At 46.4% G+C, this 16928-nt stretch carries 11 protein-coding genes; 10 read left to right on the forward strand and 1 reads right to left on the reverse strand.

Translation table 11 applies throughout. From position 1 onward, the window contains the following. Nucleotides 1-36: 36 nt before the first annotated feature. From ABJ081_08695 to ABJ081_08725, 7 genes are all read left to right on the forward strand, one after another. Nucleotides 37-1008, forward strand: a complete 972-nt coding sequence (locus tag ABJ081_08695; GenBank protein ID MEP6356748.1) for an alpha/beta fold hydrolase — start codon at nucleotides 37-39, stop codon at nucleotides 1006-1008. 170 nt (nucleotides 1009-1178) lie between these two features. Further along, complete coding sequence (gene xsc / locus ABJ081_08700; GenBank protein ID MEP6356749.1) at nucleotides 1179-2957, forward strand: sulfoacetaldehyde acetyltransferase; 1779 nt, start codon at nucleotides 1179-1181, stop codon at nucleotides 2955-2957. A gap of 3 nt (nucleotides 2958-2960) precedes the next feature. Continuing rightward, complete coding sequence (gene pta, locus ABJ081_08705; GenBank protein MEP6356750.1) at nucleotides 2961-3956, forward strand: phosphate acetyltransferase; 996 nt, start codon at nucleotides 2961-2963, stop codon at nucleotides 3954-3956. A 222-nt stretch (nucleotides 3957-4178) separates the two neighbouring features. Further along, nucleotides 4179-5183 carry an ABC transporter substrate-binding protein gene (locus tag ABJ081_08710; GenBank protein ID MEP6356751.1) on the forward strand — a complete coding sequence of 335 codons (1005 nt, stop codon included), beginning with the start codon at nucleotides 4179-4181 and terminating at the stop codon, nucleotides 5181-5183. Nucleotides 5184-5246: 63 nt separating this feature from the next. Then, entirely contained in the window at nucleotides 5247-6050 is an 804-nt protein-coding gene (locus tag ABJ081_08715) for an ABC transporter ATP-binding protein (protein MEP6356752.1), read from the forward strand. Beyond that, a complete protein-coding gene (locus ABJ081_08720) occupies nucleotides 6050-7378 on the forward strand; it encodes an ABC transporter permease subunit (GenBank protein MEP6356753.1) in 1329 nt (442 codons plus the stop codon). The genes ABJ081_08715 and ABJ081_08720 overlap by 1 nt, the downstream gene beginning before the upstream one ends. Before the next feature lie 29 nt (nucleotides 7379-7407). Continuing rightward, nucleotides 7408-8115, forward strand: coding sequence for a cupin domain-containing protein (locus ABJ081_08725; protein ID MEP6356754.1), 708 nt, complete (start codon nucleotides 7408-7410; stop codon nucleotides 8113-8115). 100 nt (nucleotides 8116-8215) lie between these two features. Here the strand turns inward: ABJ081_08725 and ABJ081_08730 are convergent, their stop codons facing one another. Continuing rightward, on the reverse strand, nucleotides 8216-10891 hold the full coding sequence (locus ABJ081_08730) for an Rne/Rng family ribonuclease (GenBank protein MEP6356755.1): 2676 nt from the start codon (nucleotides 10889-10891) through the stop codon (nucleotides 8216-8218). Between the two features lie 717 nt (nucleotides 10892-11608). On the opposite strand from ABJ081_08730, the gene ABJ081_08735 reads away from it, so the two are divergent. From ABJ081_08735 to prfB, 3 genes are all read left to right on the forward strand, one after another. Continuing rightward, nucleotides 11609-12958, forward strand: a complete 1350-nt coding sequence (locus ABJ081_08735; protein ID MEP6356756.1) for an N-acetylmuramoyl-L-alanine amidase — start codon at nucleotides 11609-11611, stop codon at nucleotides 12956-12958. Between the two features lie 222 nt (nucleotides 12959-13180). Next, nucleotides 13181-15655 carry a penicillin-binding protein 1A gene (locus tag ABJ081_08740; GenBank protein MEP6356757.1) on the forward strand — a complete coding sequence of 825 codons (2475 nt, stop codon included), beginning with the start codon at nucleotides 13181-13183 and terminating at the stop codon, nucleotides 15653-15655. A 97-nt stretch (nucleotides 15656-15752) separates the two neighbouring features. Then, nucleotides 15753-16884, forward strand: a protein-coding gene (prfB, locus tag ABJ081_08745; GenBank protein ID MEP6356758.1) for a peptide chain release factor 2 whose coding sequence is annotated in 2 segments (ribosomal slippage) — nucleotides 15753-15821 and nucleotides 15823-16884 — 1131 coding nt in all. Because the reading frame shifts where the segments join, the coding sequence is not laid out codon by codon here. Nucleotides 16885-16928 lie beyond the last annotated feature (44 nt).

Genomic DNA, 16928 nt, shown 5'->3' on the forward strand with positions numbered 1-16928 from the left:
TTTTGCCAACAGCTTTTATCCTGTTAGAATTAAATTATGCGCCGTTTTCTATTGATCCTCATTGCTTTTCTTTGCTTGGTTGTTGCCGTTTTCGCCCTCGGCCCGCGTGAGCCTTATAGCGGGCAAGTTAGCTTTGATGCGGCACAACTGGGCGACGATCTAGAGGGCTATCTGGCGAGGATTGAGGCGCCGTACTCAGATATTCGTAAGGGATTACAAAAACAGATTATCTGGGCGGACCTGCATCAAAAGCAGAAGACGGACTTTGCGGTTGTATATGTTCATGGCTTTTCTGCATCTGCCAATGAGGTGCGACCTTTACCTGATGAGGTGGCGAACCATCTTGGAGCCAATCTATATTACACGCGCCTTAAAGGTCACGGCCGCACGAGTGAAGCAATGGCAGATGCGAGGGCTGATGACTGGCTTCATGATGTATTGGAAGCTGTAGCTATTGGTGAAAGTCTAGGAGACAAGGTGATCGTGATGTCCACTTCACTTGGCAGCTCACTTGTTTCTCTGTTGGCTGCAAATCGTCCAAAATGGGCTGAGAAAATTGCGGGTCATATTATGGTTTCGCCGAATTTTCAAATTTCTGATCCAAGCGCTGTTCGTCTTAGCTGGCCATGGGCACGCTATTTTGTGCCTATGATAATGGGGGATGAGCGTGGTGCAAAAACGTTAAATCCAAAAATTGATCATGGGTGGACATTGCCGCATTCGACAATGTCTTTGATGCCGATGGCGAAAATTACCAAGGAAGTTGGTAAAGCGGACTTTGCCAACGTGAAGGCTCCAGCCTTTTTTATATACTCCCCCAACGATGAAGTGGTTTCTCCACAAGCGATTGAAAAGGCCATGCTAGCATGGGGTGGTCCGAGCGACAGTGTGAAATTGATGACGTCCGGCCACGACAGCAACCACGTGATTGTAGGGGATATACTCAGTCCAAACACAACAAAAGAGGTAATTATGGCCACTAAAAGATGGATAAATGTCCATTTTTGATAATTGTGGTCTCATTTATTGACATTTTTTGTCCAATCTGATTTTACATTTCTATCAATTTTGGCCATTCGATGATTTCAGCTTTGTCGTTTTCGTGTCATATGAATTATTAAGGACCATCACGTGATAAGTGACCGTCGTAATTTTTAGTTTCTAGGAGAGCTACCATCATGAAAATGACCACAGAAGAAGCCTTTGTAAAAGTGTTGCAAATGCATGGCATCGAACATGCTTTTGGTATCATTGGATCAGCAATGATGCCTATTTCCGACCTTTTCCCACGGGCCGGTATTAAGTTTTGGGATTGTGCTCATGAAACCAGCGGCGGGATGATTGCTGACGGTTTCACACGTGCCAGTGGTAAAATGTCGATGATGGTCGCGCAAAACGGCCCAGGCATCACAAATTTCGTGACAGCTGTTAAAACCGCTTATTGGAACCACACACCACTTCTTCTTGTGACCCCACAAGCGGCAAATAAGACAATTGGGCAGGGTGGTTTTCAAGAAATCGAACAAATGAAATTATTCGAAGACATGGTCTGCTATCAAGAAGAAGTCCGTGACCCATCACGTATGGCTGAAGTCTTGAACCGTGTTATTGAAAAAGCATGGCGTGGTTGCGCTCCTGCACAGATCAATGTTCCACGCGATTACTGGACACAGGTCGTTGATATTGAGCTTCCACAAATCGTACGCCTTGAGCTTCCACAAGGCGGTGAAACAGCAATTACAGAGGCAGCAAAACTGCTTTCTGAAGCTAAATTCCCAGTAATTCTGAATGGTGCTGGCGTTATCATTGGTGATGCTATTCCAGCGTCCGTTGCATTGGCAGAGAAACTCTCTGCGCCTGTTTGTTGCGGCTATCAGCACAATGATGCTTTCCCAGGTTCACACCCGCTCTCAGTTGGCCCTCTTGGTTATAATGGCTCGAAAGCAGCTATGGAGCTTATCGAGAAAGCCGACGTTGTTTTGGCACTGGGTACACGGCTTAATCCATTTTCTACCTTGCCGGGATATGGCATTGATTACTGGCCTAAAGATGCGAAAATTATTCAAGTCGATATCAATTCTGACCGCATCGGCCTGACCAAGAAAGTGACCATTGGTATTCAAGGGGATGCTAAATCTGTCGCACAGAATATTCTCTCACAGCTGACACCATCAGCCGGTGACGCGGGCCGCAAAGACCGTGAAGCTTTGATCCACCAGTCTAAGTCTGCATGGTTGCAAGCTCTATCTTCAATGGATCATGAGGATGATGACCCAGGAACAGACTGGAATGATCGCGCGCGCAACCGCGAGCCAGATCGTATGTCTCCTCGTATGGCATGGCGTGCTATTCAAGCGGCTCTACCGAAAGATGCAATCATTTCTTCTGATATTGGCAACAACTGCGCGATTGGTAACGCTTACCCAAGCTTTGACGAAGGCCGTAAATATCTAGCGCCGGGTCTGTTTGGTCCGTGTGGCTATGGTCTTCCTGCTATCCTTGGCGCGAAAATAGCATGCCCTGACGTGCCTGTTGTTGGCTTTGCTGGTGATGGTGCCTTTGGTATTTCAATGAACGAATTAACAGCCTGTGGCCGTAACGATTGGCCGCCTATCACAATGATTGTTTTCCGTAATTACCAGTGGGGTGCTGAGAAGCGTAACACCACTTTGTGGTTCGATGACAACTTTGTCGGTACGGAGTTAAACCTTGGTGTGGAATATGCTAAAGTTGCTGAGGGTTGTGGCCTCAAAGGTGTTCAGGTTCGTAATATGGATGATCTAACAGCGGCCCTTGATAAAGCGGTTGAAGGTCAAATGAAGAACAACGAGACAACACTGATTGAAGTTGTTTTGAACCAAGAGCTTGGTGAACCGTTCCGTCGTGACGCAATGAAGAAACCTGTGTCAGTTGCCGGCATCGATCCAGCTGATATGCGCCCACAAACTAGCGCATAACTCGTGAGTGCTCTTCTAGAGAAAATAAAGGCGGCGGCTCGAGAGGGCTGCCGCCATATTGTTTTGGCGGAGGGTGAAGATCACCGCATCATTAGCGGCGGCGCGAATGCGCAGGCGGATGGTGTGGCCGAGATTACCTTTTTAGGTGATGCTGCTGTGATTGAAGAACATCTCAAAAAGGCCGGACATAACCCTGCTGATTTTGGTGTTATTGAGCCATCAAGCGTCGATATTCGCCCTTATGCCGATGCTTTCTTTGAGCTACGTAAGCACAAGGGTATCAGCGAAGAAGATGCCGAAAAAGCAATGCGTGATCCATTGAATTATGCCGCCATGATGGTGCGTCTTGGGGATGCGGATGGCACTGTTGCCGGTGCCGTAGCAACAACGGCGAATACCGTGCGCGCTGCCTTTCAAATTATCGGCAAAGCGCCCAACGCCAATGCTGTATCCAGTATTTTTCTAATGATTTGTGACGAGGATCACTTTGACAAAAAAGGCACATTTGTTTTCGGTGATTGCGCACTTATCGTTGATCCCACATCAGATGAGTTGGCGGATATAGCACTTGCTTCGGCGCAATCTTATAAGAGTTTTGTTGGCGAAGAGCCGCGCGTGGCCCTGTTGAGTTTTTCAACGGCTGGTAGTGCCCGGCATGAGCGCGTTGATAAGGTTCAAGAGGCTTTCGCAAAACTGCGCGAGCGCGCCCCTGATTTGACAGCTTTTGGTGACATGCAGTTTGATAGCGCCTTTGTTCCTGCCATTGCAGCATCTAAGGCAAAGGACAGCCCAATACAGGGCGATGCCAATGTCTTTATATTCCCTAGTCTTGAAGCTGGAAATATCGGCTATAAAATCGCACAACGCATTGGTGGTGCCATGGCGGTGGGGCCAATTCTGCAAGGACTAGCAAAACCGGCAAATGATCTATCGCGCGGCTGTTCAGCGCAAGATGTCTTCGATTTAATAGCAATTACGGCGGTACAGGCGCGGGATTAATTTGCGTTTGAGATCGTATTGTGTTCGACTGTATTTATAAAATTTATCTTTGACGATTGCCGGTTTTGATCCGTCAATGGAGAGACATGAAATGACTCAAAATATGGACGAATGATTCTATAATGGGTGAACAAATTGCGCGGATCATTTTGATGCAACTCGCATTGTTTTCCGTGGCAAGTTTATGAAATAGAAATTTAACGTTGAACAAGGGGATTACATATGACTTTGAAAAAACTTGCAGCCACGCTTGCGATTGGCATTTCAGCTGCTGTCATGCTTGGTGCACCATCTGCAAAAGCACTGGATGAACTGACGGTTGCATATTTCCTAGAGTGGCCAACACCAAACCAGTTTGCTCAAGCCAATAAAATTTATGAAAAAGAACTGGGTATCAAAGTCAATTGGGTCTCCTTTGACGCGGGCACTGCAATGTCCGTTGCAATGGCATCAGGTGATGTGGATATTTCATTCAGCCAAGGCGTAACACCGTTTCTCGTTGCAACAGCGGCTGGGCAGGATCTTCAAATAGTTGATGTTGCGGTTTCATATTCTGACAACGATAATTGCGTTGTTCGTTCAGAGCTTGAAATAGACAAAACAAATGTTGCCGACCTAAAAGGCAAGCGTGTTGCTGTGCCTCTTGGTACTGCAGCACATTCAGGTTTCTTGGCTCAAATGAAGCATTTCGGCATCAAAGAATCGGATCTCACTATTGTTGATATGGCACCGTCTGATTCAGCCGCTGCCTTCTCTCAGCCAAATTCAGATCTTGCGATGGCTTGTGGTTGGGGTGGTTCACTTCGCACGATGAAACAACATGGTAATGTTTTGCTTTCAGGCGCTGAAAAAGAATCTGTAGTTGGCAAAGTGTTTGATGTCACATCAGTGCCATCTACATTTGCTGCTGAAAATGCAGATGTGGTTGCTAAATTTCTTAAAATAACAGCTGACATGAATGCTAAATATGCTGCTGATCGCAAGCCGATGATGGCCTCGATTTCAAAAGCTGCCGGTATGGATCTTGAGGGCACGACAGCCGTTCTCGATGTGTTTGCTTTTCCAACCATTGAAGAGCAGCTTTCTGACGCATGGTTTGGGAAATTTGTTGTTGAGTATCTGACAGAAAATGCAAAATCACTTGAGGAAGCAGATAAAATCAAAGCGCTTCCTGATTATAATGCCGTGATTAATACAAGCTATCTAGAAGCGGCATCTAAGCTTTAATAAGCCATACTCTTACGGCTCGGGATAACTGCCCGGGCCGTATTCTATTTCTAGGAGAGCGTTGTGGCTGGGTTATTAATCGACGACATTTCAATGCGTTTTGAGTTGCCTAAAGGCGGTTCTGTTCAAGCACTTGAAAATGTCACACTCGATCTTCAAGCTGGTGAGTTGGTATCTATACTTGGTCCATCAGGGTGCGGTAAAACCACTTTATTGAATATTGTTGCAGGCTTCCTAGCACCAACAAGCGGTCAGGTTGTGTTAAATGGCAACTCGATACATGGACCTGGTCCAGAACGCGGCATGGTTTTTCAGCAAGGCGCTTTGTTCGAGTGGATGAGTGTGCGTGATAATGTAGCATTTGGCCCGAATATGAAGGGCATGCCGAGAGAACAATCAAACCAAATCGTTGAGCATTTGCTTGATACGGTTGGTTTACAAGATTTTAAAAATAAAGCCATCTATGAACTTTCTGGCGGCATGCAACAGCGCGTGGCGCTGGCTAGATGCCTTGCTAATGACCCTGATGTGATCTTGATGGATGAACCATTAGGGGCGCTTGACGCGCTTACCCGTGAAAAAATGCAAGGTCTGGTGCTCAAACTATGGAAAGAGACGGGTAAGACAATCATTTTGATTACGCACTCAGTAGAAGAAGCTTTGCTCTTAGGTGAGCGCTTGATTGTTATGGCCCCAAGGCCTGGGCGTATTCATAAAGAATACAGTTTGCCTTTTGCTGAACTGGGTGTGGATGCCGATCTGCGTGAGGTGAAGAAACACAAAGATTTTGGCAAAACCCGTGAGGAAATCCTGTCTATGATTTGGGACATGGAAGAAGAAATTATGGGCCGGACGGAGACGGCATAATGATTGAAGAGATTGTCGATCTTATCATAACCACCCTATGGATGGTGGCTGGTATCGCTGTGATCTTTGGGATTTATCTCACTATCAGTGGCGTGAGTGGTTTTTTGCATAGAATATATACTCGTGGTCGCGAGGCCAAAGGCTATACAGCTCTTAAAACAGTTACGTTTGGTGATGAAAGCGCGGTGACAGCAAACCGCTTGGCGTCTGTTGTTGCGGTTGTAACAATCTTTCTTCTATGGGGTGTCGCAACAGGGTCCCAGTTATTACCTTTTGGTCTTCCTGCACCTTTTGTCGGTGATACGACCTTTGAATATACGGCAACCAATGCTGCCGGCGAGACCGCAGATGCGACTGTCGTGGTGCGCGTCTTTCCCCTTGGATCTACAGGCACAAAACCACCTGAGCTACCAGCGCAAGAAGCAATAGGCTTTGCCAAGAATGATGTGTTGCTGGTCTCTGCGCGTCGTTCAAAGATTGTGATCGCCCAAAAGAATGATGTAGGTGGCAAGGAAGAGGGATATCGCGTCACAGCTATTAATGGTCAACCGATTAAACCGTTTGAGCGAGTCTCTTTTAGCGATGGTGAAATATTCATGACCAAAAAAGGCAGCCTCTCGGTCACGCCCTCTGTCGGTTTGACAATGGAGGCGCTTTATCTGCCTCCACCTGAGCAGGTATGGTCTCGTTTTCTTCAGTTAAATGCGGAAGGCTATCAAGATGTTGGTCTATGGGAAAATGTTTTTTGGTCTTTAATTCGCGTTGTTGTTGGTTTCCTTCTGGGCTGTCTGTTTGGCATCCCTCTTGGCTTTGCAATGGGCTTGAATGATTGGCTGCGCGGTTGGTTCGATCCAATCGTAGAATTCATGCGCCCCGTGCCACCTCTCGCTCTTATACCGTTGGTTATCATCTGGTTTGGCATTGGTGAACAGGGAAAAATAAGTCTTCTATTTTTAGCAGCTTTATGGATCATGGCGATCGCGGCGAGGGCAGGTGTGTCTGGTGTCAATATTTCAAAAGTTCATGCTGCTTACAGTCTTGGAGCCACGAAACGTCAGATTTTATCTAAAGTTATTCTGCCAAACTCTTTGCCTGAAATTTTCACAGGCGCGCGTGTGGCGATGGGTGTTTGTTGGGGAACAGTGGTTGCGGCAGAGCTTGTTGCTGCTGAAAAAGGGGTCGGCAAAATGATCATAGCTGCCTCAAAGTTCCAACAGACTGATATTGTTATTATCGGTATCGTTATCATTGGCGTCATTGGCTATAGCATTGATGTTTTGATGCGGATTGCCGAAAATCATCTGGTGCCTTGGAAAGGCAAGGGCTAAGAAATATAAATACTTCAACAGCAGAAAAGATGTCGAACAGTATGGAAAAGATGGAACTTAATGCGGATTTTTCTAAAAGAGCGGTTGTTCACGCGGCAGAGCTAGAATGGCAAGCGTCACCGATGAAAGGTGTTGACCGTCGTATGCTGGACCGTATTGGCGATGAAGTGGCCCGCGCAAGCAGCATTGTTCGCTATGCGCCTGAAAGTCATTTTTCTTCTCATGTTCACACGGGCGGGGAAGAGTTTATTGTGCTTGATGGTGTGTTTCAAGACGAGCATGGAGACTTTCCAAAAGGTAGCTATGTCCGCAATCCACCCCAATCCAGTCACACGCCGGGATCAAAGCCGGGATGCACGATTTTCGTAAAGCTGTGGCAGATGGAACAATCTGATCGCACGCACGTTCGCATTGATATGAACAAGATGTCTTCAAATCAGTTTGTTGGCAGGGATAATGTGCGCATTACGCCGCTTTTCAATGATGGTTTTGAAGATGTCCGTCTCGAGCTATGGGACGCGAATAAATCCATCTCTTATGTCCCTGAAGGTGGCTTGGAAGTCTTCGTCATTGAGGGTGGATTTGATGAAGGTGGCGAGAGCTTTCGTGAGCACTCATGGCTGCGTTTGCCAGTTGGGTCCTCACTAGCCGCGAATGTTGGCGGTGAGGGCGCTATGGTATGGGTTAAAGAAGGTCATCTAGCCCATATGAACCGCGAGTCTTTCGCAACACTTTAAGATCATGGCTTGATAAGAATCACATTAAAGGCACCAAAATCTCATAGGGAGTTTGGTGCCTTTAATGCTTAATATTGGATGATTCCCTAAGGAATAAAAATCAGAAGAATGAACGGCGCTGCCACCAGCCGCCTTTACTCGATTTCTCTTTTTCCTCTTCTGGTTTGTCATCAGCATTTTCGTTTGGTGCTTCAACAGGCGTTGGGGTGGCGGCTTCCGCTTTTTCGATCGGCGTTTCCTCGACCTTACCTTCTGCATCAGCTTTTTTGGTTGCCGTCTTGCGAGGGGCTCTTCTGGCTGGTTTCTTTTTCGGCGCCTCTGCCTTTGGTTCTTCTTCAGAAGAAACAGTTTCTACCGTCTGTGTTGGAGTTTCTGCCTCTATCACGGCTTCTGATGTTACATCTTTTGCTTTTGGAGCTGTTTCATCAGGAGAAGATTCAACTGGCTCTCCAGCTTCTTCGCCTGGCGTTGCTTGGGCATTGCGTTCTTGTTCTTTACGCCCGCCTCTACGTCCACGACGTCTGCGTTTCTTTTTCGGTGCAGCTTCTCCATCTTCAGATGTTTCTGCATTTATAGTTGCATCAGCACCTTCCTCATCAGCGTTTTCAGATGCTGTAGCTTCTGCCTCGCCTTCGCCTCTACCTCCGCGCCGGCGCCGTCTTCTGCGTTTTTTGGGATTTGGTTTTTCATCATCATCTCCCGTATCGCTGGCTATTTGTTCTTGTTCAGCCGCTTCAGCTGCCGCATCAAGCTCCGCATCACGGGCAAGTTCGACGTCGATGTCGATGGTTTCAGGTGTTACCATGGTTGGCATTTTCGCTGCTTCTGCTTTTTCCCCTCTTACAATTTGGCAATATTCACCAGTGATTGTTTCATCGGCATCAATGCGAATGGAAAGCCCGAAGCGTTCTTCAAGATCGGTCAGATGGGCGCGCTTGTGATTTAAAACATAAAGCGCAACAGCAGATTTTGCCCGCACGATGACATCATATTTGGAGCCCTTATTGAGATATTCCTCAATGGCACGCAAGACATACAGTGCAATGGACGCTGGAGCGCGAATTGAACCAGTTCCTTCACAATGGGCGCAAGGCTCCATGGTGCTTTCCAAAACGCTGGCACGAATGCGTTGTCGCGACATTTCCAAAAGGCCGAAATGTGAAATATGACCAACTTGAATGCGTGCACGGTCATCGCGCAAGCATTCTTTTAAGCGCCGCTCAACAGCACGGATATTACGTTTGTCATCCATATCAATGAAGTCAATCACGATAAGGCCCGCTAAATCCCGCAAGCGTAACTGTCGCGCAACTTCCGCAGCGGTTTCCATATTGGTGCTTAAAGCTGTGTCTTCAATGGAGCTCTCACGCGTTGAACGGCCCGAGTTCACATCGATAGAGACCAATGCTTCTGTTTGATCAATCACCAGATAGCCGCCGGATTTCAAGGTCACTTTTGGCGAGAACATGGCATCCAGTTGAGCTTCGACACCATATTTAGCAAAGATCGGTAAGCGGTCTTTATAGGGTTGAACATTCTTGGCGTGACTTGGCATCAGCATGCGCATGAAGTCTTTTGCTTCGCGATAGCCGTTTTCACCAGAGACAAGGACTTGGTTTATATCCTTATTGTAGAGATCGCGGATCGAGCGTTTAAGCAGACTGCCTTCCTCATAAACAAGAGCGGGTGCGGACGACTGTAAGGTTAAATCTCTCACATTCCCCCAAAGTCGCATCAGATATTCAAAATCGCGATTGATTTCAGTTTTTGTTCGTGATGCACCAGCCGTGCGAAGGATAACGCCCATGCCTTCTGGAACATCAAGGCCATTAGCGATAGCGCGCAAATTTTTCCGATCAGATTGATTGGTGATTTTGCGAGAAATTCCGCCACCACGATCTGTATTTGGCATTAGCACTGAATAACGACCGGCGAGGGATAGATATGTAGTGAGCGCTGCGCCTTTGTTGCCGCGCTCTTCTTTGACAACCTGCACTAATATTATCTGGCGACGTTTGATAACTTCCTGAATTTTATAATGCTTGGCACGCGGGCGAGATTGACGTTCTGGTACTTCTTCTAGTGCATCTTCTGATCCAACAGATTCGACGCTGTCCTCTTGATTTGTTTCCTCAGAGTCATCATCAGAATCATTTTTATCATCCGCCTTGGGATTATCAGCTTTGGCTTCAGTCTCATTATTTGCATCGGCACTTGTATCGGCGGTAGTTTCGCTATCCGCATCGCTTTGTGCTGCCTCAGTGTCATCATCTGTAGGAGGTGGTGTGTCTGCAGCTACTGGCTCTGAAACTTCAGCTGCCTCCGCAGGTTCTAAAGTCTCAGTAGCTTCATTATTTGAAGGCTCATCTACTATCTCAGATTGAATTGTATCATCTGTATTAGCAGCTTTTGCTGCAGGTTTCCTGCGGCGAGGGCGCCGTTTCGGTTTTTCAGACTGTTCATCTTCTTCGATTGCAGACGCCTTATGAGCGGCTGCTTCTTCATCAAGAAGCGCCTGACGGTCTGCTACCGGTATTTGATAATAATCAGGATGAATTTCCGAAAAGGCAAGAAAACCATGGCGATTACCACCATAATCAACAAAGGCAGCCTGTAATGAGGGCTCGACCCGCGTTACTTTAGCTAGATATATATTACCTTTTAGTTGTTTCCTGTTTTCTGCCTCAAAATCAAATTCTTCTACGCGGTTGCCGCGCACCACAACAACCCGTGTTTCCTCGGGATGCGTAGCATCGAAAAGCATTTTATTGTCCATGAATTTTGGTCTCCGCGACCATCATGCAAAAGGCGTCTTTTTAACAAACATCTTTTTTCAAGGCGTTCATTATCAGAAGGAGTTTTGGTGTGATGGTCGGTTTGTTGAAAGGCCAAACTATTTGTGCGAATTTTTGTTCCCAAAATGGGCTCGGACAATGCAATACAAAAAGCGCCAAGCCATGGGAAGTCAGCTGCAAACTTAGTTGCAACAGTAGATACAAAAGATACGAACAGGTCGTTTGACAAAATAGAACCTAGGTAAGGGCGAATGCCCTAATTGTTTAAACTTGTGGTGAATGTTCACCTATGTGATTTGTTCCTGACGTCCTCAAATTGATATTCATTCAATCGCATTAGCAATTATGAATTTTGCAATTTGTTCGTTTGTCGGTGCATTTCCCTCAAACGGTCTTCGCAAAATTTATGCCTCAAGAAAACATCATCTCATGTCTGGTCTTGGCAGACGGTAAGTGGCTTATTCGCCAGTTATCCGCAAAAAAATTTTGCTCGCCTTTAATGGTAAGCAGCAACGCTCAAAAAACGCCTTTTACTCATTACATGTATATTCTTACGTCCGAATTTAATATTTTTCAAGAGAAAGCAATACTATTATACAGTTCATTCAAATCAAATCGGTTTGTTTGAGTTTTGTTGAAGGTATTTTCAGCTGTTATGTAGAGGCTGCATACTTGTGATTCTCGAACACAGAAGGTCAATGGCAATTTTCAGACGCATCATTCAAAACGCTTTAAGGACCGTGTTTGCACGTGTGTTTTTGCTCGCGATTTTAATGGTTTCGGCTGGTTTGGCAACAAAGGTTGGTGCGCAAACAATTGTTGAAAAACAAGCTAATCCGCCGCTAGTTAATGAGCTATCCATCCCAAAGGCTCGATTGAGTGCCTTACATGTTGTGGGCACTGAAGAGACGGTTAGATTGGTTCTTGATGTCAGCCGCGCAGTTGATGTGAAAAGCTTTGTGCTGAGCGCGCCTTACCGTTTTGTCATTGATCTTGCCGATACCGAATTAGATCTAAAAAACAATCGTAATAATGGATCACCAGGCTTTTTAAAAAAAGTAAGCTTTGGAACCATCGATAACAATCTTTCTCGTCTTGTGGTAGAAGCAGGCGTCCCTTTTGCCATAGAAAATCAGTTTTTCGTGTCCGAATCAAACGGCCAAGGCAAACGTTTGGTCATTGATCTTGTGAAGTCTACAGACGAAGCATTTCGCCTAGTTATTGCGCAACAGGACGAAGAGCGGCGGTTGACCCAAAAAGAAGCGGAGCAAACCCAACAAGCTTTGAAGCAAGATGCAAAAGGTAACAAAACTGAACGTGCAGCAAAAGAAGATCAAACACAGCCTTTGAGAAAGAAGCGTATTGTTATTGACCCTGGGCATGGAGGTAAAGATGGCGGTTCTCGAACTCTAAAAGGGGTTTTAGAAAAAGACATTGTTCTTTCATTCTCAAAAAAACTGGCTCAAAATCTCAGAGAAACAGGCGAGTTTGAAGTCATAATGACTCGTGAAGATGATGTTTTTCTCAGATTGGGCGAGAGAGTACGCATTGCACGTGAGCACGAAACGGACTTGTTTGTGTCTATTCATGCAGATTCATTTCCTAATGACCGACGCGTGAGGGGAACAGCCATTTACACGATTTCGGAACAAGCATCTGATGCAATGGCAGCGTCGATTGCAGAACAACAAAATAAGTCAGATGCCATCGCAGGTCATGAGATCATCAACGGGCCTGATGAGGTGGTGGATATATTATTTGATCTGACTCGACGTGAAACTAGTAATTTGTCTATTTTATTTGCCCGCCATTTTTTCAATAGCATGCAGGCCCAAATCCGGTTTTTCAAAAAACCTCTACAAAGAGCATCATTCACTGTTTTACGAGTGCCTGACATACCCTCTGTATTGATAGAACTTGGCTTTTTATCGAACTCACAAGATGCCGAACTGCTTTCTTCTGATGAATGGAAAGAAGAAAGTGCGGTTAAGATGGCTAAAACAATAGCTGATTATTTTGAAAAGCCGATTATCGGGCTTAATCAGTAAGATTCTATTGGAAACTCTCTCGAAAGGCATAGCTTTTTTAATAAGACACACTTCTCGACGATTTATGCCTTTATCGCGCCATATTGTGGTAGAAAAAGTGTATAAAATGCATTTTGTGTTATTCAATTGCTGAATGCTTCTAGATATCAATTGTTTGGTTGGTTAATAATAAGATAAACATACAGTTGTAGCGTGCGGGTTACAACTTTTCAGGAAATTAAGATGATTCTGCGGTTTTTAGGTTATTTGTTCGGTATTGGAGCTGTTGGTTTCATCGCAGTTGCCGCTGTAATTACGTGGTATATCAACGAGCAAGCTGAAGGTCTTCCCGACTATGAGGTTCTAAGCCAATATGAGCCGCCTGTTATGACGCGTATTCATGCTTCTGATGGCGCTTTAATGGCAGAATATGCCAAGCAAAGACGCCTCTTTCTACCTAGCCAAGCTATGCCAGATTTACTGAAAGCCGCTTTTTTATCCTCAGAGGATAAAAACTTCTACAACCACGGCGGGATAGATCCTTCGGGTATTGTGCGTGCTGTGTGGGTTAATATTGAAAACCGCGTCAGTGGTCGGCGACGTGCTCTTGTTGGCGCGTCAACGATTACACAGCAGGTGGCAAAGAACTTTCTTTTGACCAGTGAGCAAAAGCTTGAGCGCAAAGTAAAAGAAATGCTTCTTTCTCTTCGTATAGAGGGAGCCTATTCCAAAGAAAAAATTCTTGAACTGTATCTTAATGAAATTTATCTCGGGCTCGGAGCCTATGGGGTAGGGGCGGCGTCGCTGGTTTATTTTGATAAATCTGTCAGTGAGTTATCCTTAGCAGAGGCGGCCTATCTTGCTGCTTTGCCAAAAGCACCGAATAATTATAATCCCTTCAAAAATAAAAAGCGTGCGTTGGCGCGTCGTAATTGGGTCATAGATCGCATGATCGTGAATGGCTATATTGGCATTGAGGATGGCGAAGCTGCCAAAGCCGAAGATTTGCTTGTTTACCCACGCACCAGGGGGTCGAAGCTTTTTGCATCAGAATATTTTGCAGAAGATGTTCGCCGTGAGCTCCTTAAGCTTTATGGCCGAAAAGGTTTGTATGAGGGTGGGTTATCTGTCCGTACAACGCTTGATCCAAGTTTGCAGACGAAAGCTAGAAAGGCACTTCAAGATGGCCTTTTAGAATTTGATCGCAAACGCGGATGGCGTGGTGCGTATGCCAAGCTGGAACAAAAAGACGAATGGGGTAAGGAGCTGAGCAAGGTTACGCGCTTGCGTGACGTGCCAGAATGGAACTTAGCTGTTGTCTTAGATGTCAATGATACAAATGCGAAAATCGGTCTGCAGCCAGATGTCCTCGTGTCGGGCGCGCTTTCACAAGAGCGTATAGAAGCCACGGTTCCACTTGAAACAATGAAATGGGCGCGCTGGGCAAAAGGAGAGAATCGCGGGAAAGCGATTGAGCGCCCTAGCGATATTCTGACACCTGGTGATGTGATTTTTGTTGAGGCACTTAACCGACAGAATAAATCTGGTGATTATGCCTTACGCCAAGTACCTGAGATTGAGGGAGCCATCGTATCCATGGACCCTTACACTGGTCGCGTATTGGCTATGGTGGGCGGGTTTAGTTTTTCTGAAAGCCAGTTCAACCGTGCCTCACAGGGTAAAAGACAGCCTGGATCATCTTTCAAACCCTTCGTTTATGCCGCAGCACTAGATAATGGTTACACACCGTCTTCAGTGGTTCTTGATGGAGCAATCGAGATTGATCAAGGTGGAAGTTTAGGTATCTGGCGCCCGAAAAACTACGGTGACAAATTTTATGGGCCGTCAACATTACGCCTTGGTATTGAGCGCTCACGTAATGCAATGACCGTGCGCCTTGCACAAGATATGGGTATGCCCTTGGTTGCTGAATATTCACGGCGCTTTGGTATTTATGACAACTTATCGCCAGTCCTTGCGATGTCGCTTGGGGCGGGAGAGACAACGGCGCTGCGGATGGTTGCTGCTTACTCAGTGCTTGCTAATGGCGGGCGTAAGATTGAGCCAACATTGATTGATCGTATTCAAGATCGTTATGGCAAGACCGTTTTCAAGCATGACCAGCGTGTATGTGATGGTTGTCAGGCCGAAAGCTGGAACCAACAGGACGAACCAGAATTGATTGATGAACGTGAGCAGGTTTTGGATCCTATGACCGCTTATCAAATTACTTCCATGATGGAGGGTGTGGTAAAACGCGGCACTGGCAAAGGTGTGAAAGAAGTTGGCAAGCCAATTGCTGGCAAAACTGGCACGACCAACGAAGAAAAAGACGCTTGGTTCGTAGGCTATGCACCTGATCTAGTTGTTGGGGTCTATATTGGCTACGATACGCCGCGCCCTATGGGTAAAGGCAATACGGGTGGTCAATTGGCCGCGCCTATTTTTACGGCCTTCATGAAGGAAGCCTTGAAAGGTAAGCCAGCAGTTGAGTTTCGTGTGCCTGAAGGTATTACGCTTATTCCGATTAATCAAAAAACCGGATTAAGAGCTGCCGCAGGTGGTGATCTTACTATTTTGGAAGCCTTCAAACCTGGTACAGCGCCACCACGTCAAACGGATATTATTGGTTATTCTCCTGCTCTGGGTGGTGCGCCAATTACGACCAGCCGTGAGACAGATCGTGCCATCATTTCAGGTACTGGCGGCCTTTACTAAGATTATATCTCATCAATATGCTTGACGGTTTGGCGCGGGTGACTATTGTCACCTCGCGACCCGTGACATTTGTCACATGGCATTTTGGAATTAAAATATGCGTGCAGAAATTCTCTCAATGGTTGATGAAATCAAGCAGGCCATCGTCCTGCTGAGGAGGCATCTTTGACTGGGATCGTGCGGAAAAACGGCTCGCTGAATTAAACAGTAAAGTTGAAGACCCTGATTTGTGGAATGATGCTGGCGAAGCGCAAAAGATAATGCGTGAGCGACAGCAGCTTGATGAGCAGATGAATGCTGTTTTGAAAATTGAAACCGATCTGGCTGATGCATGTGATCTGATCGAACTCGGTGAGATGGAAGAAGATGAAGAGGTTGTGGCGGAAGCTGAAAAATCTCTCTCAAATATGAAAGATATGATTGCGCGCAGGCAAGTGGAGACGTTGCTCTCCGGCGAGGCTGATGCCAATGATACCTATATCGAAATCCATTCAGGTGCAGGCGGCACAGAGAGCCAGGACTGGACCTCGATGCTGACGCGGATGTACACACGATGGGGCGAGCGCAATAAATACAAAGTTGAAGTGCTGGAGATGCAGGACGGCGAGGAAGCTGGTCTGAAATCAGCCACGCTTCTCATAAAGGGCCACAACGCTTATGGTTGGGCAAAGACCGAGTCTGGCGTCCATCGCCTTGTGCGCATTTCCCCCTTTGACAGCCAAAGTCGCCGACATACCAGTTTTGCCAGCGTTTGGGTGTATCCGGTGATTGACGATTCCATCGAAATTGAAGTCAGTGAAAGTGATGTGCGCATTGATACATACCGCGCATCGGGGGCCGGTGGCCAGCACGTCAACACCACCGATTCCGCCGTTCGCATTACGCATATAGAAACAGGTATCGTGGCTCAGTGTCAAAATGGTCGTTCACAGCACCAAAACAAAGCCACAGCATGGTCGATGTTGCGCGCGCGGCTTTATGAAGAAGAACTTAAGCGCCGCGAAGAGGAGGCCAATGCTTCGGCGGCAACCAAGACTGAAATCGGTTGGGGCCATCAAATCCGCTCCTATGTGCTGCAGCCTTATCAGATGGTCAAAGATTTGCGCACCGGCGTAGAAAGCGGCAATCCGCAAGCTGTGCTTGATGGTGATCTTGATAAATACATGGAAGCGGCTCTCGCCCAGCGTGTTTATGGCGGTGATGAATCGGTCGAAGATCTCGACGTATAAGCTTCCTTGACAATATCAATATTGAGCCACACCTTCAAAAACTG

The sequence above is a fragment of the Hyphomicrobiales bacterium genome (assembly GCA_039989895.1).
Lineage (GTDB): Bacteria > Pseudomonadota > Alphaproteobacteria > Rhizobiales > JACESI01 > JACESI01.

Coding starts and splice junctions, on each gene's coding strand:
- ABJ081_08695 (MEP6356748.1), top strand. CDS start 37: ATGCGCCGTTTTCTATTGATCCTCATTGCTTTTCTTTGCTTGGTTGTT.
- xsc (MEP6356749.1), top strand. CDS start 1,179: ATGAAAATGACCACAGAAGAAGCCTTTGTAAAAGTGTTGCAAATGCAT.
- ABJ081_08710 (MEP6356751.1), top strand. CDS start 4,179: ATGACTTTGAAAAAACTTGCAGCCACGCTTGCGATTGGCATTTCAGCT.
- ABJ081_08720 (MEP6356753.1), top strand. CDS start 6,050: ATGATTGAAGAGATTGTCGATCTTATCATAACCACCCTATGGATGGTG.
- ABJ081_08725 (MEP6356754.1), top strand. CDS start 7,408: ATGTCGAACAGTATGGAAAAGATGGAACTTAATGCGGATTTTTCTAAA.
- ABJ081_08730 (MEP6356755.1), bottom strand. CDS start 10,891: ATGGACAATAAAATGCTTTTCGATGCTACGCATCCCGAGGAAACACGG.
- ABJ081_08735 (MEP6356756.1), top strand. CDS start 11,609: ATGGCAATTTTCAGACGCATCATTCAAAACGCTTTAAGGACCGTGTTT.
- ABJ081_08740 (MEP6356757.1), top strand. CDS start 13,181: ATGATTCTGCGGTTTTTAGGTTATTTGTTCGGTATTGGAGCTGTTGGT.